The sequence below is a fragment of the Pseudomonas sp. SORGH_AS_0199 genome, from assembly GCF_031453735.1.
Taxonomy (GTDB): domain Bacteria; phylum Pseudomonadota; class Gammaproteobacteria; order Pseudomonadales; family Pseudomonadaceae; genus Chryseomonas; species Chryseomonas aestiva.
In genome coordinates, this window is record NZ_JAVJAE010000001.1 from 3,541,696 (window position 1) to 3,562,921 (window position 21,226).

The 21,226-nt window shown below is 66.5% G+C and carries 16 protein-coding genes; 10 read left to right on the forward strand and 6 right to left on the reverse strand.

Going from position 1 to position 21,226, the window contains the following annotated elements:
• Positions 1-37 precede the first annotated feature (37 nt).
• The 3 genes from QE444_RS16645 to QE444_RS16655 all read right to left on the reverse strand — a co-directional run bounded on the left by QE444_RS16645 (position 38) and on the right by QE444_RS16655 (position 4,942).
• Entirely contained in the window at positions 38-3,136 is a 3,099-nt protein-coding gene (locus QE444_RS16645; RefSeq protein ID WP_309740087.1) for an efflux RND transporter permease subunit, read from the reverse strand.
• On the reverse strand, positions 3,133-4,248 hold the full coding sequence (locus QE444_RS16650) for an efflux RND transporter periplasmic adaptor subunit (RefSeq protein WP_309740089.1): 1,116 nt from the start codon (positions 4,246-4,248) through the stop codon (positions 3,133-3,135). Before QE444_RS16650 ends, QE444_RS16645 begins: the two co-directional genes overlap by 4 nt.
• A gap of 76 nt (positions 4,249-4,324) precedes the next feature.
• The gene (locus tag QE444_RS16655; protein WP_133861015.1) at positions 4,325-4,942 is read right to left on the reverse strand and encodes a TetR/AcrR family transcriptional regulator; all 618 of its coding nucleotides are present in this window, start codon (positions 4,940-4,942) and stop codon (positions 4,325-4,327) included.
• Positions 4,943-5,040: 98 nt separating this feature from the next.
• Here QE444_RS16655 and QE444_RS16660 point away from each other — a divergent pair, with 98 nt between their 5' ends.
• Together QE444_RS16660 and QE444_RS16665 are read left to right on the forward strand one after the other, a co-directional pair.
• Positions 5,041-6,492: an efflux transporter outer membrane subunit gene (locus tag QE444_RS16660; RefSeq protein ID WP_309740093.1), complete on the forward strand. Its 1,452-nt coding sequence runs from the start codon at positions 5,041-5,043 to the stop codon at positions 6,490-6,492.
• A gap of 181 nt (positions 6,493-6,673) precedes the next feature.
• Entirely contained in the window at positions 6,674-7,306 is a 633-nt protein-coding gene (locus QE444_RS16665) for a LysE family translocator (RefSeq protein ID WP_187979614.1), read from the forward strand.
• Here QE444_RS16665 and QE444_RS16670 read toward each other — a convergent pair.
• Positions 7,303-9,873 (reverse strand): EAL domain-containing protein, encoded by a 2,571-nt coding sequence (locus QE444_RS16670; RefSeq protein WP_280306497.1) that lies wholly within the window; start codon positions 9,871-9,873, stop codon positions 7,303-7,305. The genes QE444_RS16665 and QE444_RS16670 overlap by 4 nt on opposite strands.
• A 312-nt stretch (positions 9,874-10,185) precedes the next feature.
• On the opposite strand from QE444_RS16670, the gene xdhA reads away from it, so the two are divergent.
• Genes xdhA through guaD form a run of 4 tightly spaced genes read left to right on the forward strand, consistent with a single transcriptional unit; the run spans position 10,186 to position 16,166 of the window.
• Positions 10,186-11,625, forward strand: coding sequence for a xanthine dehydrogenase small subunit (xdhA, locus tag QE444_RS16675; RefSeq protein ID WP_309740100.1), 1,440 nt, complete (start codon positions 10,186-10,188; stop codon positions 11,623-11,625).
• Entirely contained in the window at positions 11,618-14,017 is a 2,400-nt protein-coding gene (gene xdhB, locus QE444_RS16680; protein ID WP_309740103.1) for a xanthine dehydrogenase molybdopterin binding subunit, read from the forward strand. Before xdhA ends, xdhB begins: the two co-directional genes overlap by 8 nt.
• Positions 14,014-14,838: a xanthine dehydrogenase accessory protein XdhC gene (gene xdhC, locus QE444_RS16685; RefSeq protein ID WP_309740106.1), complete on the forward strand. Its 825-nt coding sequence runs from the start codon at positions 14,014-14,016 to the stop codon at positions 14,836-14,838. Before xdhB ends, xdhC begins: the two co-directional genes overlap by 4 nt.
• Before the next feature lie 23 nt (positions 14,839-14,861).
• Positions 14,862-16,166 (forward strand): guanine deaminase, encoded by a 1,305-nt coding sequence (guaD, locus tag QE444_RS16690; RefSeq protein WP_405046441.1) that lies wholly within the window; start codon positions 14,862-14,864, stop codon positions 16,164-16,166.
• Positions 16,167-16,379: 213 nt separating this feature from the next.
• On the opposite strand, the gene QE444_RS16695 is transcribed toward guaD, so the two are convergent.
• Entirely contained in the window at positions 16,380-17,477 is a 1,098-nt protein-coding gene (locus QE444_RS16695; protein WP_133861022.1) for an NADH:flavin oxidoreductase/NADH oxidase, read from the reverse strand.
• A gap of 92 nt (positions 17,478-17,569) precedes the next feature.
• Between QE444_RS16695 and QE444_RS16700 the strand changes: the two genes are divergently transcribed.
• Together QE444_RS16700 and QE444_RS16705 are read left to right on the forward strand one after the other, a co-directional pair.
• Entirely contained in the window at positions 17,570-17,893 is a 324-nt protein-coding gene (locus QE444_RS16700; RefSeq protein ID WP_309740110.1) for a helix-turn-helix domain-containing protein, read from the forward strand.
• Between the two features lie 256 nt (positions 17,894-18,149).
• A complete protein-coding gene (locus tag QE444_RS16705; RefSeq protein WP_309740113.1) occupies positions 18,150-19,148 on the forward strand; it encodes an SGNH/GDSL hydrolase family protein in 999 nt (332 codons plus the stop codon).
• Positions 19,149-19,217: 69 nt separating this feature from the next.
• Here QE444_RS16705 and uraH read toward each other — a convergent pair whose 3' ends face one another.
• Positions 19,218-19,589: a hydroxyisourate hydrolase gene (gene uraH / locus QE444_RS16710; RefSeq protein ID WP_273862232.1), complete on the reverse strand. Its 372-nt coding sequence runs from the start codon at positions 19,587-19,589 to the stop codon at positions 19,218-19,220.
• Between the two features lie 216 nt (positions 19,590-19,805).
• On the opposite strand from uraH, the gene puuE reads away from it, so the two are divergent.
• On the forward strand, positions 19,806-20,714 hold the full coding sequence (puuE, locus tag QE444_RS16715) for an allantoinase PuuE (protein WP_187979621.1): 909 nt from the start codon (positions 19,806-19,808) through the stop codon (positions 20,712-20,714).
• Positions 20,711-21,223 (forward strand): 2-oxo-4-hydroxy-4-carboxy-5-ureidoimidazoline decarboxylase, encoded by a 513-nt coding sequence (gene uraD / locus QE444_RS16720; RefSeq protein WP_133861027.1) that lies wholly within the window; start codon positions 20,711-20,713, stop codon positions 21,221-21,223. Before puuE ends, uraD begins: the two co-directional genes overlap by 4 nt.
• Positions 21,224-21,226 lie beyond the last annotated feature (3 nt).

The following is a 21,226-nucleotide window of genomic DNA, read 5'->3' on the forward strand; positions in this document are numbered from 1 at the left end:
GCGCCCGCGGGCGACCTCGTGTCTTGTCCGCGCCCGATCAAGGCGCAATTGGCAGATCGGAGGACAGGGAATCACCGCGGACGGGTGGCCTGATCCTGAACCAGATGGCATACATGGCCGGCAGGAATACGAGGGTGAGCACGGTGCCCGCGAGGGTGCCGCCGATGAGGGTGTAGGCCAGGGTGCCCCAGAACACCGAATGGGTAAGGGGGATGAAGGCCAGCACCGCCGCCAGCGCCGTGAGGATCACCGGTCTTGCGCGCTGCACGGTCGCCTCGACCACCGCCTGGAAGGGGGGCAGGCCGTCCTGCTCGTTCTGGTGGATCTGCCCGATCAGGATCAGGGTGTTGCGCATCAGGATGCCCGACAGCGCGATCAACCCGACCAGGGCATTGATGCCGAAGGGTTGCTGAAACAGGATCAGGGTCGGTACCACCCCGATCAGCCCCAGGGGACTGGTCAGGAAGACCATGATCATCGCGGCCATGGAACGCACCTGCAGGATGATGATGAGCAGCGTCAAGGCGATCATCAGCGGGAAGATCGGCAGCATCGCCGCCATCGCCTTGCCCGACTCCTCGATGGCGCCCGCCTGTACGATCCGATAGCCCGCCGGCAAGCGCTGGATGATCGGCTGCAGCTGCTGGAGCACGGCGGTGGAAACGTCCGGCGGTTGCAGCTCTTCGGCGATATCGCCGCGCACGGTGATCGTCGGCACCCGATCGCGTCGCCGCATGAGCGGCTCTTCCAGCTGCACCTCCAGGTCGCCGATCTGCGACAGCGGAATGCGCTGGCCCTGGGCGCCGACCAGGGTGAGATCGCCCAACCGCGCCGGATCGAGGCGAACATCACCGGCCGCGCGCGCCACCACCTGGACGGTGCGAATGTCTTCGCGCACCGCCGTAACCGGCACGCCGCTGAGCAGGAATTGCAGCTGCTGCGCGACGGCGCTGGAGCTCAGGCCCATGGCCTGCAGGCGATCCTGCTGCAACCTGAAGCGCAGCACCGGCGTGCGCGTGCCCCAATCGCTGTTGACGGTACGCATCAGCGGACTGGCACGCATCACCTGCTCCACCTCCGCGGCCACCCGCCGCAGCACCTGCGAATCGGGACCGCTCACGCGAAAGGCGACCGGGAACGGCGAATAGGGCCCGAACACCAGTTGGGTGACCCGCAGCCGTGCCTCCGGCGCGAGTCCGGCGGCAATGGCGTCACGCAGCCGCATCTTGAGCGCTTCGCGGGCCTCGGGGTTGTCGGTGCGGACGATGATCTTGGCGAACGACGGATCCGGCAGCTCCGGACTCATGGCGAGAAAGAAGCGCGGCGCACCCTGCCCGATGTACGAGGTCACGATCCGGGCATCATCCTGCTGGGCAAGCCAGGCCTCGACCTTGGCGGTCGCCCGTTCGGTCTCGCTGATCGAGGTGCCATAGGGCATCTGCACCTCCACCATCACCTCGGGGCGATCGGAGATGGGAAAGAACTGCTTCTTGACGACAGCCATGCCCAGGATGGCGGCCACGAACAGGCCGATCACCAGCAGCGCGACCAGCCACTTGCGCGCGATCACCTGGCCGAGAACGCGGCGGAAGCGGTGGTAGCGCGGCGTGTCGTAAAGCGCGGTGTGGCCACCCTCGACGGTCTTGGTCTCCGGCAGCAGCTTGACGCCCAGGTAGGGCGTGAACACCACTGCCACGACCCAGGAGGTGATCAGCGCGATGCCGACGATCCAGAACATGTTGCTGGTGTATTCACCCGCCGCGGACTGGGCAAAGCCATTGGGCATGAAGCCCACGGCGGTCACCAGGGTACCGGCCAGCATGGGAGCGGCGGTGTGGCTCCAGGCATAGGCGGAGGCTTTGCCGCGGCTATAGCCCTCCTCCATCTTCACCACCATCATCTCGATGGCGATGATGGCATCGTCCACCAGCAGCCCCAGGGCCAGGATCAGCGAGCCCAGGGTAATGCGATCGAAATTCTTGCCGGTGGCGGCCATGACGAGAAACACCGCCGCCAGCGTCAGGGGGACCGCGGCCGCCACGACGATGCCCACCCGCCAGCCCATGCTGACGAAGCACACCACCATCACCACCAGCAGGGCGACAAAGAACTTGATCATGAATTCGTCGACCGACGAGGCGATGTTGACCGCCTGGTCGGTCACCTTGGTCAGACTCATGCCCAGGGGCATCTCAGCGTTTATGTTGCCGACTTCGCCTTCAAGTGACTTGCCGAGATCCAGGCCATTCCAGCCGTCGCGCATGACGATGCCCAGCAGCAGCGCCGGCTCGCCACCGCTGCGGATGACGAAGGTGGCCGGGTCTTCATAGCCACGCGTCACCGTCGCGACGTCGGCCAGTTTGAAGGTGCGGCCCTTGACGATCACCGGGGTGTCGCGGATGGCATCGAGCTGTTCGAAGGCGCCATCCAGACGGACGAAGACCTCGGGGCCGCGGGTTTCGATGGAGCCCGCGGGCGTCAGGGCATTCTGGGCATTGAGCGCGGCGAAGATGTCTTGCGGTGCCACGCCCAGGGTCGCCAGGCGATCGTGGGAAAACTCCACATAGATGCGCTCGGTCTGCTCACCCAGGATATTGACCTTCTTGACCCCCGGCACATGCAGCAGACGCTGGCGCAGCGTTTCCGCCTCGCGTGCCAGCAGCCGTTGCGGCTCGCCCCGGGCCTTGAGCGCGAAGAGCGCGAAGGTGACGTCGGCGTATTCATCATTGACCATTGGCCCGCTCACCCCGGCGGGCAGGACCTTGGCTTCGTCACTGATCTTCTTGCGCGCCTGGTAGAACTCCTCGGGCACCTCGGCCGGCGGTGTGCTGTCGAGCAGCGTCAGGGTGGTAAAGGCCAGGCCCGGACGGGTATAGGTTTCCGAGCGCTCGTACCAGCGCAATTCCTGCAGGCGTTTTTCCAGCTTCTCGGCGACCTGATCCTGCATCTCCTGCGCCGTGGCCCCCGGCCAGGCCGTGATGATGGTCATGACCTTGACCGTGAAGGCCGGATCTTCCGCCCGGCCCAGCTTGAAGAACGACAGTACCCCGCCGACCGAGATCAGCAGGATCAGAAACAGGGTGATGGAGCGCTCGCGGACGGCCAGCGCCGACAGATTGAATCGGCTGTCGCTCACGGCTGCTTACCTTCCAGGGCACTGTTGGCAGTGGTGGCCAGGCGGATCGCCTGGCCCTCGTGAAGGAGATGAACGCCGAGGGCCACGACCTTGTCACCCGGCAGGAGGGGGCCGTCCACCAGGGCGGTGTCATCCGACACCTGACGAATCTGCACGGGTACCCAGGCGACCTGCCCGGGCGAGCCCTGGATACGCCAGACCCCCGCGCCTTTGCCCGCGTCGTACAGGGCGCCCAACGGCACCTGCAAGGCATTCGCCCGATGCCCGGACTCTTCCGGAATGCGCAGTCTCACGGTGGTGCCCAGGGGCGCACTGGCCAGCGTCCCTTCGAGCACATAGCGCGCCTCGAAGGTACGCGTCTCGCGGTCGGTGCTGTCCGATAACTGGCGCAACCGAGCCGGTCCCGGCTGTTCCGCAGCGCTCAGACGGCTGGCTTGGGCCAGGGAGCCAAGCGTCGGACGCAAGGTCTCCGGCAGCTGGACGACGACCTCCCGGGCGCCCGCACGAGCCAGGCGCACCACGCTCTGTCCAGCGGCTACGACCTGCCCGGGCTCGGCCAGGGTATCGACCACGGTGCCCTCCGCATCGGCCACCAGGACGGTGTAACGGCTGGCGTTGAGGGCGACTTCCGCCTGGGCTTCGGCAGCCTTGAGCTGGGCCCTGGCCGTATCCGCCGCAGCCTTGATCTGATCGTAGCCGGAGACCGAGATCGCCCCCGTGCCCCGTAGATCCCGGTAGCGCGCCTCATCGTCCACCGCCTGGCGGGCCCGCGCCTGGGCCGCGGCCACGGCCTCGCGCTGCGCCTGCAGGGCCAGTTGCAGATCGATGGGATCAAGCTTCAGCAGCGGCTGCCCGCGCTTGACGGTTTCACCGATGTCCACCAGCCGTTCGGCGACCTTGCCGGCGACGCGAAAACCCAGATCGCTCTGCACTCGCGCGGCGACGATACCGGTAAAGGTCCGACCAGCGCGCTCGGCGGGCTCCGCCACCGCAGCTCGCACCAAAGGCGCCTGCGTGCGGGGATCGCCCTGGGAAGGGGCGTTGCAACCGCCAAGGGACAGCGGAAGGACGGTAGCCACCACAGCAATGGAAAGCAGACGGCGCGCGAACATGGAAGCTCCGAGAGGATGCCAGCAGAGCGCGCAATTTGATACCAGTGACCATTTTAGTCAATAGTCACAAAACAATTTAGGGCGAGAGGCTACGCAGCACCAGGTTGGCCAGCTGGGTAAGAGCGACATCGAAATGCTCGAAGCTGTGCTGGAGCATCAGCGGATTCAGATAGGGTCGCAACACGAGATAGGTCGCCATCGTCACGTCGTCGATCGGCGTCTTGCGCTCGAACTGTCCTTCCCCGCGGCCCTGCACCAGGATCTCCTTGAGCAGCTCCTGCATCCGCGCTTCGTAGCTGATCGTGGCCGGCCAGCGACCCGACGCCGCAGAAATGGCGATTTCGTAAAGCTTTCGATCGTCTGAAAACAGCCGCAGGGTTGCCGCCGGAAGGCTCTGAAACAGCCTTCTCAACTTTTCGGGGGCTTGGGTAGCCGAGGCCACCGCGGCCCTGGCCTCTGCCTCGATTCCGCTCAGGCAATCCGCACAGATGGCCTCGCCAATCGCCTGCTTTGAATCGAAGAACTTGTAAATGTAGGCCTTGGAAAACCCGATGCTCCGGGCGAGTTCGGACACCGTGGTCTTCTCGTAGCCGTAGTGGCTGAAGTGGTCTTTCGCAGCCACCATGATCTGGTGGCGAACGTCGTGCTCGGCCGGTCCACGAGCCTGGCCAGGGGAAACGGATTCGGTAGTCATGGGGTTGGGTGTTCCGGCAGTTGCAAAATGATGCGGAAGGTGACCAATATACACTTTAGTCACCAAAACCGTTCAGGCGTTGCTCAGGATAAAAGCCCATGCGCTCCAGACTCCAGATTATTCTGCTCGCCAGCGCCGCCCTGGCGAGCGGCTGTACGGTGGGGCCTGACTACCGCGCCCCTGAAGTTGCGCTTCCAGCAAACTTCCAGCGGGAGCCGGGGCCAGCGCCCCTGGCCGATCAGGCGCTGGCTGGCTGGTGGGACCGTTTCAACGATCCGCTCCTGAGCCGCCTGGTAAACCAGGCCCTCGCGCAGAATCTCGATCTGGCGCAAGCCAGCGCACGCATTACCCAGGCTCGCGCTGGCCTTAGGGCAGCCGATGCCGCGCTATTGCCGGCAGGCGATCTTGGTGGCCAAGCCGGTCGTGCCTATCAGTCGCTGGAAACACCGCTTGGACGGGTGCTCGATTCAGCGCCCGGCTACGCCAGGAGCGGTTCTTCCTATGAGGCCAATCTTGACTCAAGCTGGGAGCTGGATGTGTTTGGCGGTCTGCGCCGAGGTCGTGAAGCCGCCCGGGCCGACTACCAGGCCAGCGTGGCGGGTGCCCGTGCCGTGCGCCTTGCCGTGGCTGCCCAGACCGCCGATCTCTATGTCGACATCCGCGGACTGCAGACACGCCTGGCGATCGCTCGCCATCAGGTCGACACCCAGCAGGGCTTGCTGTCGATGGTCAGGCTACTGAACGGCAAGGACCTGGCGACCGACCGGGAGCTCCGCCAGGCCGAAGGAGGCTTGGCCGAGGTCCAGGCCTCGATACCCGGCCTGGAGTTCTCGCTGGAGCGGGCCATGAATGCACTGGACGTGATGCTGGCGGCGCCACCTGGCACCTGGCGTACCCAACTGGCTGGCGCCGCGTCCATTCCCGACGCCCCCCGCATCGAAACGGCAGGCACGCCCGCCGACCTGCTCCGTCGACGTCCGGACCTGATCGCGGCCGAGCGCCGCCTGGCCGCCGCCAATGCCCGGATCGGCACCGCAATGGCCGAGTACTACCCCAAGATCTCCCTGAGCGCTCTGCTCGGCAGCGCCACCACGATTTCCAGTGGCAATCTCTTCAGCCACGACGCCAATCAGGCGCTCGGTGCCCTGGGCGTACGCTGGCGGCTGTTCGACTTCGGCCGGATCGATGCGCAGATCCAGGCGGCCAAGGGACAGCGCGCAGAATCGCTGGCGGCCTATCGGCTGGCGGCATTACGCGCCACCGAAGACGTGGAAGATGCCCTGACCGGCCAGTTGAAGCGCGAAGAGCAGGTCACTCTACTGACGGCGGGCGAGGCTTCGCTCAGCCAGGCCCGCCAGGCCGCCGCCCTCGCCTACCAGAAGGGTGTGCTGCCCCTGGTCGACGTTCTGCAGGCCGATGAGCGCCTGCTCCGCACGGCCGATGCGCGTGCCCAGGCGCAAACGGCAGCCGCACAGGCGGCAATAAGCACCTTCAAGGCGCTGGGTGGAGGCTGGCAACCCGCTCCCCCCGCCGCCTTGAGTTTGCGATAGCAGAAGACGGCACCTGCTGCACCGGGCCAGTCCGAGCGGCTGTCCGGTACAAAAGCCGGGATTCTGCATCGCGACCCCTGCAAGCCGGCCGGCCATACTGGATACCCATGGCCGGCACCGGTCAGCTCCCCAGGTAGACAGCCATTCCGGTCGTCCCATGCCAGCAGGTTAAGACACGTCAATGCAACACTTCGCCCTCTACCTCCTGCTGTGCGGCCTCACCATCGCCAGCCCCGGCCCGGGCGTACTGCTCACGATCACCAATGCGCTGCAGCTGCGGCTGCGCGGCGCCCTGCCGGGCATCCTCGGGGTGGTGCTGGGCATACTGCTGGTGGCCATCCTGGCCAGCACCGCGCTCGGCGCCCTGGTGAGCAGCTCGCCAAGGACCCTGCAGGGATTGCAGCTGGTCGGCGCGCTCTACCTGGGTTGGCTGGGGCTGCGGCGTCTGCGCAGTCCCGCAGCCCAAGGCCGGCAGCCTGCCGCCACTTGGCCTTCGGTCAGCGGTGGCAGACACCTCCTGCAGGGCTTGCTGGTGTCCCTCACCAACCCCAAGCTGATCCTCTTCTTTCTGGCGCTGTTTCCGCCCTTCATCCAGGTGGATCGCCCGGTGTTGCCGCAGCTGGTGCTGCTGGTGGCGACCTTCGGCCTGATGAGCTTTATCATCCATTGCAGCTACGCCGGGGCGGCGACAGTTCTGAGTGCCCGCCTGACCTCGGATACCGCCCTCGCCCGGCTGCAGCGGGCGGCTGGCGCGCTCTTCCTGGTGTTCGCCACGCTGTTGCTGGGGGCGGCCCTGGGGTCCCCAGGCGCCTAGTGCGCGACCAGGGTCCGGCTGGCGTCGCTCGACGCTTCCCGCGGCTGAGACTGCTCCTGCCGCAAGGCCGCAAAACGCGCCGGGGACAGCGGTCGCTGCAGATGGAAGCCCTGCGCCTGGTCGCATTTGAGGTCGGCGATGCGCGCCAGCTGGCCGGCGGTCTCGATGCCCTCGGCCACCACCGTCAACGACAGGGCCCGCCCCATGCTGACGATGGCCTCGACGATGGCCGCATTGCTCTCGCTCACCTCGATGTTGGAGACGAAGCTGCGATCGATCTTCAGGCAGTCGAAGGGATAGGTGCGCAGATAGCTCAGTGAGGAATAGCCGGTGCCGAAGTCGTCCATGGACAGCCGCACGCCCAGGGCCTTGAGCTTCTTCATCAATTCCAGGGCACCGGCGGCATCGTCCAGCAGGACGTTCTCGGTCAGCTCCAACTCGACCCGCGCCGGGTCGATACCGGTGCGCAGGAGGACCTTGCTGATCCGCGCGATCAGGTCATCGCGCTGGAACTCCAGCGGTGACAGGTTGATGGACACGATCAACTCCGGCGCCCACTCCAGCGCCTGACTGCAGGCTTCCTGCAGCACCCAGTCGCTCAGCCCCAGGATCAGCCCGGTTTCCTCCGCCACCCCGATGAATTCGGCGGGCGCCAGCCGACCACGGACAGGATGATTCCAGCGCACCAGCGCCTCGGCGCCCAGCAAGCGCTGGCCATTGGCGGCGAAGCGCGGCTGGAAATCCAGCTCGAATTCCAGTCGCTGCAACCCCAGGCGCAACTCGGTCTCCAGTTGGCGCCGCTCGAGGATGCGCTGATTCATGGTGGGCTCATAGAACCTCAGGGTGTTACGCCCCGCCGCCTTGGCTTCGTACAGGGCGATGTCGGCATAGCGCAGCAGATCCTCGGCACCATGGCCATCCTGGGGCGCCCGGGCGATGCCGATACTCGCCCCGATGTTGATGTCGTGCTCGTCGATGCGCATGGTCCGGCCGATGCCCTCCAGCATCCGGTTGCACAGCACGCTCACCTGCTCGGCGCTCAGGCAGCCATTCACCGCGATGACGAATTCATCACCGCCGATGCGCGTGACCAGATCGCCTTCGCGCACGCTGGCGCGCAACTCCCGGGCGACCTGACAGAGCACCTGGTCGCCGGCGCCATGGCCGAGGGCGTCGTTGACCGGCTTGAAGCGGTCCAGGTCGAGGGCCAGCAGATGCAGCGGCTGACTGGCGTTGACGCCCTCGGCGAAGCGCTGCGCCAGGTAGCGGTGCAGTTGATGACGGTTGGCCAGTCCGGTCAGGGCATCGTGCTGGCTGATGTGTTCGATGCGCGCCTTGGCCTCGATCTCCTCGGTCACGTCGCACACGGTGCCGCGAAAGCCGGCCAGCAGGCCACCGCTGATGATGGGTTGCGCCGTCAACTGGCAGTACCTGAGCTTGGCCTGGGCGTCGCGCATCTCGCAGCGCAGGGGGCGCCGGGTCCGGCCGGCCGCCAGCGGCGTCCTCGCCACCTCTTCCACCTGGCTCGGCGGATAGCCGAGCAGTTCGTGCAGCGGGCGGCCCAGCCAGTCCTCGCGACTGAAGCCGGTCACCGCCACGAAGCGCTCCGAAAGATAGACCAGCCGCTGCTCGGCGTCGCTCTCCCAGATCCAGTCGGACGAGGCCTCGGAAACGGTGCGGAAGCGCTGCTCGCTGTGCCTCAGGGCATCTTCGGCCACATCCGTCTGCCGTGCCGCCAGGCCGATCCGGCGGCGCAGGTACCAGACCAGCAGCAGCGCCAGACCACACATCGCCGCCAGCAACGGCAGGAACTGCGCCAGCAGACCTTGCCCCATGCCATGCACCCGCCAGTGCAAGGTCACGGCGATACCCGGATCGGACTTCACCACCAGGGTCGGCCGCTCCACCACGGCGGGCAGCTCCCCTGGCTCCGCGGTCAGCCCGGGCAATTCGAAGGTCTGGCCGAGCTGGGCAAGCTTGTCCGGCGTGAGGATGTCGACGAAGACCATGTAGGACAGCCGCTTGAAGTCCTGGTAGGTGGCGTCCGGGCGGATGACCGCGGCCAGCACGCTGGCCGGCTTGCCCTCGATCAGGAAATAGCCCTGGGCATAGCCATCCTTGAGCGAGCGCTCCCGGGCCTGAGCCAGCAACGGCGCCTGGTCGTCGCCCAGCCAGGTATCCAGTTGCAGCTTGCTGCGACCGCCGCCGACCACGGCGTAGCGCGTGACACCAGAGGGCGCCAGGATGAAGGCTCCATTCACGCCATAGCCGCTGTAGAGGGATGGCCCGACGTTATCTTCTTCGTAGGCCCAGTTGACGTCGACCTTCTTGCCGGTCCGCGCATAGGCCTCGATCCAGAAGGAGTAATCGGTCAGCACCCGGCCCAGCTTGTCCAGCCGCGTCTCCAGCGCCCGCTGGGCATCCGCCTCGCTGTGATGGCGTTGCTGCTCGTCAATGCGCGCGCACAGGTCGAACAGCATCCATCCGGCCAGAGTGAAGATGAGGGTGACCAGTGCGAAGAAACCCAGGGAGGCCTGACGAGCGACGCGATTGAGTTGAGTAGGCACGATAGCGACCTGTGGCAACGGTTGTACGAGGGTGCTGACGGCAGGCGGCCAGGCCGTAATCGTCTGCCTTTATATCGGCACTGCTGTGATGGCCTTGAAGCGCCGGCATAAATATTCCGCAGAAACGCAGCTTAGAGCGCTTGTTTTGCACCATTGGCGTGCAACACGGCACTGGGCGCGCCAGGACGGCGCGGCCTTGGCCAGGCCGCTTGCCCAAAAACGACAGCAGCGCTCCACTCGACCGGGCAATTGTTGACCTATCGGTCAGCTTTACCCACCATCGAGACATTCGAGACCAGGTGGAGAGCGGCCGTGATCAGGTTTCTGCTGGACCAGGAGCTGCGCAGCGAAGAGCAGCTCGACCCCAACCTCACCGTGCTGCAGTACCTGCGCGAGCGCTGTGGCAAGACCGGCACCAAGGAAGGCTGCGCCTCGGGCGACTGCGGCGCCTGCACGGTGGTGCTGGCCGAGCCCGATGGCGACCGGTTGCGCTATCGCACCGTCAACAGTTGCCTGACCTTTGTCGCGGCGCTGGACGGCCGGCAGCTGATCAGTGTGGAGGACCTCAAGCACCGGGGCCGTCTGCATCAGGTGCAGCAAGCCATGGTCGACTGCCATGGCTCCCAGTGCGGCTACTGCACCCCGGGCTTCGTCATGTCGCTGTTCGCCCTGCAGAAGAACGTGGCCGCGCCGGATGACGCCGCGACCCACGAAGCCCTGGCCGGCAATCTCTGTCGCTGCACCGGCTACCGGCCGATCCTGGCCGCGGCCGAACAGGCCTGCGCCGGGCGGCAGCCGGATCAGTTCGATGCCCGCGAGCAGCAGACCCTGGAGCGTCTCCAGGCCCTGGCGCCTACGCCCGCTACGCGCCTGGAAGGAAACGGTCGACGCTGCCACAGCCCCACCAGCCTGAGCGAACTGGCCAGTCTCTACCTGGCCCATCCCGAGGCGCGCCTGCTGGCCGGCGGCACCGACCTGGCCCTGGAGGTCACCCAGCAGCATCGCCGCCTGGAGACCCTGATCTACCTGGGCAACCTGCCCGAATTGCGCGGCGTTACCCTGAGCGACGAGGTCATCGAGATCGGCGCCGCCACCCCGCTGGCCGATTGCGCCGCCGCCCTGGCCGCCGACTACCCGGACTTCGGCGCCCTGCTGCAGCGCTTCGCCTCCCTGCAGATCCGCAACCAGGGCACCCTGGGCGGCAATATCGGCAATGCCTCACCCATTGGCGACAGTCCGCCCCTGCTCCTGGCGCTGGGCGCCAGCGTGCTGCTGCGCCAGGGCGAACGGCTGCGCGAACTGGCCCTCGACGACTTCTTCCTCGACTATCGCCAGACCGCCCTGGAGCCGGGCGAATTCATCCAGGCGGTACGGGTGCCGCGGTCACGCGATGGCCTGGTGTTCCGCGCCTTCAAGGTGTCCAAGCGACTGGATGACGATATTTCCGCGGTCTGCGCCGCCTTCGCCCTGGAGCTGGAGCAGGGCCGCGTCGCCAGCGTGCGCATCGCCTATGGCGGCATGGCGGCCACGCCCAGGCGGGCAGCGCGCTGCGAACAGGCGCTGCTCGGCCAGGCCTGGAACGCCGCGTCCATCGAGCGCGCCGTCCAGGCCCTGGCCGAGGATTTCACCCCGCTGTCGGATTTCCGCGCCAGTCGCGAATACCGTCTGCTGACGGCGCAGAACCTGCTGCGCAAATGTCACCTGGAAACCACCCAGCCCGCGCTCGCCACGAGGGTCACCGCCCATGTCTAGCACCCTGCCCGCCCGTACCCCCGAGGAAATGGCCGCAGCCTTCGCCGCCGGCCTGGCCACCGGCGTCGGCAAGCCGCTCAAGCACGAGAGCGCCGACAAGCATGTCAGCGGCGAGGCCCTGTACATCGACGACCGCCTGGAGTTTCCCAACCAGCTGCACGTCTATGCGCGGATGAGCGAGCACGCCCATGCGCGGATCAAACACATCGATCTCGCGCCCTGCTACCAGATCCCCGGTGTGGCCCTGGCCATCACCGCCGCCGACGTACCCGGCCAACTCGACATCGGCGCCGTCTTGCCCGGCGATCCGCTGCTGGCCGATGGCGAGGTGCAGTACCTGGGCCAGCCGGTGCTGGCGGTGGCCGCGACCAGCCTCGACGCCGCCCGCCGCGCCGCCCAGGCCGCCCTCGTCGAATACGAGCCGCTGGAGGCCATCCTTGACGTCAAGGAAGCGCTGCGCCGCGAACACTTCATCTCCCCCAGCCACAGCCATCAAATCGGTGACGCGGCCGCCGCCCTGGCCGCCGCGCCCCATCGCCTGCAGGGCGAACTGGCCATTGGCGGCCAGGAGCACTTCTACCTGGAAACACAGGTAGCCTCGGTGATGCCCACCGAAGACGGCGGCATGCTGGTCTATTCCTCCACCCAGAATCCCACCGAGGTGCAGAAGCAGGTGGCCGAGGTGCTGGGAGTGTCGATGAACAGGGTCACCGTCGACATGAGACGCATGGGTGGCGGCTTCGGCGGCAAGGAAAGCCAGGCCGGCATGCCGGCGGCGCTCTGCGCGGTAATCGCTCATCTCACCGGGCGCCCGGTGAAGATGCGCCTGCCGCGATTCGAAGACATGCACATGACCGGCAAGCGCCATCCCTTCCACGTCGACTACGACGTCGGCTTCGACGACGATGGCCGACTGCTGGGCATCCGCTTCGAACTGGCGGGCAACTGCGGCTATTCGCCCGACCTGTCCAACGCCATCATCGATCGCGCCATGTTCCATGCCGACAATGCCTATTTCCTCGGCAACGCCCAGATCACCGGCCACCGCTGCAAGACCCACCTGGCGTCCAACACCGCCTACCGCGGCTTCGGCGGCCCCCAGGGCATGCTGGCCATCGAGAACGTCATGGACGCCATCGCCCGCCATCGCGGCCTCGACCCGCTGGAGGTACGGCGGCGCAACTACTATGGCAAGGAGACGCGCAACCTCACCCACTATCACCAGGTGGTGGAAGACAACCTGCTCGACGAGATGACCACGGACCTGGCGGCCAGCAGTGACTACCAGGCGCGGCGCGAGGTCATCCGCGACTTCAACCGGAACAGTCCGGTACTGAAGAAGGGCCTGGCGCTGACTCCGGTGAAATTCGGCATCTCCTTCACCTCCTCCTTCCTCAACCAGGGCGGCGCCCTGGTCAACGTCTACACCGATGGCAGCATCCACCTGAACCATGGCGGCACCGAGATGGGCCAGGGGCTCAACACCAAGGTCGCCCAGGTGGTGGCCGAGGTCTTCCAGGTCGACATAGCCCGCATCCAGATCACCGCCACCAACACCGACAAGGTGCCCAACACCTCGCCCACCGCGGCCTCCAGCGGCACCGACCTCAACGGCAAGGCCGCGCAGAACGCCGCCCAGACCATCAAGGACCGCCTGATCGACTTCGCCAGCCGCCACTTCCACGTCGGGCCTGAAGAGGTCGACTTCCGCAACGGCCACGTCAGGGTGCGCGACCGGCTGCTGAGCTTCGAGGAGCTGATCCAGCTGGCCTATGTCGGCCAGGTGTCGCTGTCCAGCACCGGCTACTACCGCACACCGAAGATCCACTACGACCGCGACCAGGCCCGCGGGCGGCCCTTCTACTACTACGCCTTTGGCGCCGCCTGCTCCGAGGTGCTGATCGACACCCTCACCGGCGAATACCGCCTGCTGCGCACCGACATCCTCCATGACGTCGGCGCCTCCCTGAATCCGGCCATCGACATCGGCCAGGTCGAAGGCGGCTTCGTCCAGGGTCTGGGTTGGCTGACCATGGAAGAACTGGTGTGGAACGACGCCGGCAAGCTGCTCACCGCCGGCCCCTCCACCTACAAGATCCCGGCGGTGAGCGATGTACCTCCGGATCTACGGGTGCGGCTGGTGGAGAATCGCCAGAATCCCGAGGCCACGGTGTTCCACTCCAAGGCCGTGGGCGAACCGCCCTTCATGCTCGGCATCTCGGTGTGGTGCGCGCTGCAGGACGCCGTGGCCAGCGTGGCGGATTACCGCTTCCACCCGGCGCTGGACGCGCCGGCCACCCCGGAACGGGTGCTCTGGGGCGTGGAGCGCATGCGCCGCCTGGCCGCCGAGCTGCAGACCGCCCCGGTCCCCACCACGGAGGAGCCCGCATGAACAGCAGACGTGGCTGGCTGGCCCTGCTGGCCGACTTCGAGGCGCGCGGCGAACCCTGCGTGCTGATCACCGTGGCCGACGAGCAGGGCTCCACGCCCCGCGAGGCCGGCACCAAGATGCTGGTGGGCCGGGAAGCGCAGCACCTGACCATCGGCGGCGGCCACCTGGAATACCGCGCGGTGGAGATCGCCCGGGAAATGCTCGCCGCCGGTACGCGCCAGCCGCGCCTGGAGCGTTTCTCCCTGGCCGCCAGCCTCGGCCAGTGCTGCGGGGGCGTCACCACCCTGCTGTTCGAACCCCAGCTGGCACAGGACGTCCCGGTGATCGTCTTTGGCGCCGGCCATGTCGCCCGCGCCCTGGTGCCGCTGCTGGCCGGACTGCCTTGCGCGGTGCGCTGGGTGGATTCGCGCGCCCAGGAATTTCCCGCCGTCCTGCCCGCCGGCGTGGAAAAGTGCCTGACCGACGAGCCGGTCGACGAGATCGCCCGGATGCCGGCGGGTGCCTACTACATCGTCATGACCCATAATCACCCCCTGGACCTGGAGTTGACCGACGCCATCCTCGCCCGCGGCGACCATGGCTATTTCGGTCTGATCGGCTCCCGGACCAAGTGGGCCAAGTTCCGCCACCGTCTCGCGGCGCGCGGCCACGGCGCCGAACGCCTGGCCACGGTGCGCTGCCCGCTGGGCCTGCCTGAGGTCCAGGGCAAGCTGCCGCTGGAGATCGCCATCGCCGTGGCCGGCGAGGTCATCGCCCACTACGGCCGCCAGGCCGAGCAGGCGGATCTGCCCCTGCGTCTGGTCACTGCCACCCCCAATTAGCTCTAGCCCTATTTGAGATCGTTATGACCGCCATCGCCCATCGCGCCGCCCTGCTCCACAGCCTCGCCGACCCGGCCGAGGTAGGGCTGGACGCCTCCTACGAATACCATGCCGACGGCCTGCTGCTGGTCGCGGACGGCCGCATCCAGGCCATGGGCCCGGCCACCGAGCTGCTGCCAACCCTGCCCGCCGGCACCCAGGTCATCGAGCATCCCGATGCCCTGATCACCCCCGGCTTCATCGACACTCATATCCACTATCCGCAGACCGGCATGATCGCCAGCTACGCCGAGCAACTGCTGGACTGGCTGGACACCTACACCTTTCCCACCGAGGGCGCCTTCGTCGATCCGGCCAAGGCCGCCGAGGTGGCCGAGGTCTTCGTCGGTGAACTGCTGCGCAACGGCACCACCACCGCCCTGGTGTTCGGCAGTGTCCATCCGCAGTCGGTGGATGCCTTTTTCGAGGTCGCCGAACGTTTCGACCTGCGCATGATCGCCGGCAAGGTGCTGATGGATCGCAATGCCCCGGACTATCTGCAGGACACCGCCGAATCCGCCTATGCCGACAGCAAGGCGCTGATCCAGCGCTGGCACGGCAAGGGCCGCCTGCACTATGCCGTCACCCCGCGCTTCGCCCCCACCAGCACCCCGGAGCAACTGGAAGCCGCCGGCCGCCTGCTGGCCGAATACCCGGACGTCTACCTGCACACCCACCTCTCCGAGAATCTCAAGGAGATCGACTGGGTGAAGGCGCTGTTCCCGGAGCGCAGCCACTACCTGGACGTCTATGACCACTTCCAGCTGCTCGGCCCGCGCTCGGTGTTCGCCCACGGCATCCACCTCTGCGACGCCGAGTGCCAGCGCCTGCACGACACCGGATCAGCGGTGGCGCACTGCCCCACCTCCAACCTCTTCCTCGGTAGCGGACTGTTCGATCTCGAACGGATGGAAGCCTTCAAGGTCAACGTCGGCCTGGGTACTGACGTTGGCGCCGGCACCAGTTTCTCGCTGCTGCAGACCCTCGGCGAAGCCTACAAGGTGCAGCAACTGCGCGGCCATCGCCTGCATCCCTTCAAGTCGCTGTACCTGGCCACCCTGGGCGGCGCCCGCGCCCTGCGCCTGGACGAACGCATCGGCAGCCTGGCCCCCGGCCACGACGCCGACTTCGTGGTGCTCGACCTCAAGGCCACCCCGCTGCTCGACTACCGCCTGCAACAGTCCAGGAGCCTGGAAGAAACCCTCTTCGTCCTCACCACCCTGGGCGACGACCGGGTGGTACGGGAAACCCATGCCGCCGGTCGCCGGGTACACAGTCGCGACGCCTGATACCCTCACCCCGTAGCGTGGAAAACCGCGCAGCGTTTTCCACGGGTGGAGCAAAACGGCACTGTTGGGCTTCGGCGATGGAGCCGCCTCAACCCAACCTACCCATTACCGTAGGTTGGGCTGAGCGCAGCGAAGCCCAACAAAACCCACCCCCATCCCATACGCACAAAAAACCGCCCCGAGGGGCGGTTTTCATGTTCAGCCTAGGCCGACTCAACTGGTGCGATAGCGCTCCAGCCAGTGGGCGTAGGGCGCCGGCAGCACCCAGGATGGCTGGTCGACACCCAGAGCCTTGGCCGCATAGTAGGGCCAGTGCGGATCGGCCAGGTGGGCGCGACCTACCATCACCAGATCCAGTTGCCCATCGGCCACCACCTGGTTGGCCAGCGCCGGGGTGTCGATGTTCCAGGCCGAGGCCACCTTGAGGCCGGTGGCCTTGCGTACCTGTTCGGTGACGGGTGCCAGCAGACCCGGTCCCCAGGGGATGTTGGCGGTCGGGGTGGAGAAGCCGATGCTGACACTCAGCAGGTCGAGGCCTTCGCGCTTGAAGCCCTGGGCCAGCTCGATGGATTCGGCCAGGGTCTCTTCGTCGCGACCGTCGTATTCGATCACGCCGAAACGCGCGGTCAGCGGCAGGTGCTCCGGCCAGACCTGGCGCACCGCGGCCAGGGTTTCCAGCAGGAAGCGGCTGCGGCCGGCGAGGTCGCCACCGTACTGGTCGTCGCGCTGGTTGGAATGCACCGAGAAGAAGCTCTGGGCCAGGTAGCCGTGGGCGAAGTGCAGCTCCAGCCACTCGAAGCCGGCCTCATAGGCACGCTTGGCGGCATCGACGAAGTCCTGGCGAACCCGGGCGATGTCGTCCAGGGTCATGGCTTTGGGCACCTTGGGCAGATTGGCGCCAAAGGCCACCGCGGACGGGGCGATGGTGTCCCAGCCACGGGCGTCGTCGGCGGCGATGTGGTCATCGCCTTCCCAGGGGCGGTTGGCGCTGGCCTTGCGACCGGCGTGGGCGATCTGGATACCCGGTACCGAACCGGCGGCCTTGATCGCCTGGACCACCGGCACGAAGGCCTGGGCGTGCGCGTCCGACCAGATGCCGGTGCAACCGGGGGTGATCCGGCCTTCCGGCGAGACCGCCGTGGCCTCGACGACCACCAGGCCCGCACCACCGCGGGCCAGGCCGGCATAGTGTACCTGGTGCCAGTCATTGATCACGCCATCGACGGCGCTGTACTGGCACATGGGCGGGATGGCGATGCGGTTGCGCAGCGTCACGTCCTTCAGGGTAAAGGGTTGGAACAATGCGGACATCTGAGCGGTCTCCAATGAGGCGGATGTTGTTTCGTTATTTCGATATTAATCGAACATAACATAATCGCCAACCCCCGGTGTATGATTAGCGCATGCGCCCTTTCAAACATCCCAGTCCCGACGAATTCTCCCTTGAGCGCCTGTTCCATGCGCTCAGCGACCCCGTGCGTCTGGACATCGTCCGCTACCTGGCGCGGGTCGCCGAGGCCACCTGTGGCGAACTTGACGGGGGCCGTCCGAAATCCAGCATGTCGCACCACTTCCGGGTTCTGCGCGACGCCGGCCTGGTGCATACCCGCAACGCCGGTACCACGCACATGAACCAGTTGCGGCGCGACGACCTGGATCAGCGTTTCCCCGGGCTGATGGCAGCCATCCTGGCGCAGTCCTCCGATCCCGTGATCAAGCCGGAATAGTCCCGCCGAGCGGCCAGCAAACACGGCTGCCATGGTTGCAAGACCCTGTACCCTGCTCGCCGCCCTTGGTATCCCGTGTTGGTCGTCGGCTGCCGCTCCGCCTGGTCCGGACGCCGGGAACTCCGACCTTGCTTTTCCGCTCTTCCCGGTATGAAGGTTGCAAAAGATAAAGGCAGCACCGACGCTGGACGCTGCCGGGAGGTAGACAATGGGCAAGCACTGGGGATTGGCGACCGCACTCGCAGGTGTCGCCACGTTGCTCGCCCTCGTACCCAGCCCTGAGCCCATCGCCGAGGCTCGGGGCATCCAGAGAGTCATCGCCTTTGGCGACAGCCTGATGGACTGCGGCACCTTCGGCCACATCTACGCAACCAACCCGGGACGCACCTACCCCCAGGAAATTGCCGACGCCTACGGTATCGAACTGGGCCCCAATCGTCAGGTGGAGGGCTATGGTCACGAGGGTCCGAGCGATCCCGACGGCCTCTGCTACGCCGAGGGCGGCGCCGTGACCGGCAGCTTCACCGAGCCGGGCTTCGACCACAACGAGGCGCCGCTGGCGTTTTCCCAGCAGATCCGCAATTTCGAGATGCAGCATGGCCGCTTCCGCCAGCAGGACCTGGTGCTGGTGCAGATCGGCGGCAATGACATCATCGGCCCCTTCTACGACAAGACGCTCAAGGCCGCGCTGATGGCCGATGCCCCGCTGACCCCGGAGGTACGCGCGCAGGTCGAGGCCCGGATCCGCCATACGGCCCTGAACGAGGTCAAGCTGCTGCGCTACCTGCTGAGCCTGGGTGCCCAGCGGCTGGTCGTGCTCAACAACACCGACTACGGCAAGGCGCCCTATCTCGAGCCCTGGACCGAGCAGGTGGCGCAGCGCAATCATGATCTGGTGAAGCTCTACAACGACACCCTGCAGGCCAACCTGCCGGCCGGAGACCGCCTGCTGCTGGTGGATGCCTACCGGGTGATGGAAGAGGTCTTCGCCCACTACGGCAACTATGGATTCACCCATGCCGAAGGCGATGCCTGCCTGCCCGGTCGCGAATTCTGCGATCCGGACAGCTACGTCGAACCGGGTGCTGACCAGGCCTATATCTTCGGCGCCCGGGGCCATTTCGCCAGCCGTACCCACAGCATGCTGGCCCAGGTGGTGCTGGAACGCATCGCCCAGACCTGGCCAGACAGTGCCGTGCCGGACCGACCGCTGCTGGCCAGCGCCCGGTTGGGCAGCGAGCCGACCTTCCACTAGCCTGAGCGGATCCACGCCCCAGGCTGGTGCCGGCTCACCCCTGCGCGCACCGCCGCAGAGCAGTCTTTCCTAACTGCCGCGATAGGTCGAATAGCTGTAGGGCGAAACCAGTAGCGGCACATGGTAGTGCGCCGCCTCATCGGCGATACCAAAGCGCAGGACCACGGTGTCGAGAAATGCCGGTTCCTCCAGCGTCGTCCCCCGTCGCCGATAGTAGTCACCCACCGCGAATTCCAGCTCGTAAGTACCCGCCGTAAAGGCTTCGCCCTGCAACAGCGGTACATCGCCGCGGCCATCGGCATTGGTCCGCACTTCGCCCAGCGCCTGCCGCGACACCCCATCCAGGCGGTACAGGCGGACGGCGATGTCCGCGCCGGGGCAGCCGCCGGTAGTGTCCAGCACATGGGTCGTCAGGTAACCGCCAGGGGATGAAACGGACATGGGAGAACTCCTGCAAGGGGGATGATCCAGCCTAGCAGTTTTCTACCCGCCGATTGTATACAGCTCCTTGCCCCGCCCTAACCTAGGGATCATCGTCCTCTAGCGCACCAAAGTCTTCAGACCGGTCAGACCAGTTGGGCAGGATTCTTGCTGGGACTCGGCAAAGGCCGCCAAACATTGTATACAAAACATCTCGACTGCCAGGATGCCCTTCCCATGACCTATCCCCGCGATCTCATCGGCTACGGTGCCCAGCCGCCCCACCCGCGCTGGCCGGGTGACGCCCGCATCGCCCTGTCCTTCGTGCTCAACTACGAAGAGGGTGGCGAACGCAACATCCTGCACGGCGACAAGGAATCCGAGGCCTTTCTTTCCGAGATGGTCGCCGCCCAGCCGCTGCAGGGCGTACGCAACATGTCCATGGAGTCGCTCTACGAATACGGCAGTCGCGCCGGCGTCTGGCGCATCCTGGAATTGTTCGCCAAGCACCAGGTACCCCTGACCATCTTTGCCGTGGCCATGGCCGCCGAGCGCCACCCCGAGGTCATCCGCGCCATGGTCCAGGCCGGCCACGAAATCTGCAGCCACGGCTATCGCTGGATCGACTACCAGTACCTGGACGAAGCCGAAGAGCGCGCCCATCTGCAGCGCGCCATCGAGATCCTTACCCGGTTGACCGGCGAGCGTCCGCTAGGCTGGTACACCGGCCGGACCGGTCCCAACACCCGGCGCCTGGTCATGGAGGAAGGCGGCTTTCTCTACGACAGCGACACCTACGACGACGACCTGCCCTATTGGGAGCCCGATACGCCAACCGGCAAGCCGCACCTGGTGATCCCCTACACCCTGGATACCAACGACATGAGATTCACCCAGGTCCAGGGCTTCCATACCGCCGAGCAATTCTTCCAGTACCTCAAGGACGCCTTCGACACCCTCTACGCGGAAGGTGCCAGCGCGCCCAAGATGCTCTCCATCGGCCTGCACTGCCGGCTGATCGGTCGCCCCGGTCGCCTGGTGGGTCTCAAGCGCTTCCTCGAATACGCCCAGAGCCATGAGCGCGTCTGGTTCGCCCGCCGGGTGGACATCGCCCGTCACTGGCACAGGGAGCATCCGCCGGCATGAGCGCCTTCCACACCGTCACGCCCAGCCAGCTGGATCGCGCCGCCTTCGTCGCGGCCTTCGGCGGCATCTACGAGCACTCCGCCTGGGTCGCCGAGCGCGCCTTCGACGAGGGCCAGCCGCTGCCGGACAGCGTCGACGCCCTGCATCAGCGCCTCGCCGCTCAGGTCGCCCGGGCCAGTCACGCCGAGCAACTGGCGCTGATCCAGGCACATCCGGATCTTGCCGGTCGCGCGGCCCTGGCCGGCGAGCTGACCGCCGCCAGCAGTGGCGAACAGGCCGGTGCCGGCCTCGATCAATGCACCCCGGACGAGCTCGAGCGCTTCACCCGCCACAACGACGCCTACCGCGCCAAATTCGGCTTCCCCTTCATCATGGCGGTGAAGGGCAGCAACCGGCATCTGATCCTGGCGGCCTTCGAAGAGCGCCTGCCCAACAGCCCGGAGCAGGAATTCCAGCGCGCCCTGGCCGAGATCGATCGCATCGCCCTCTTCCGCCTGCAGACCCTCTGACCC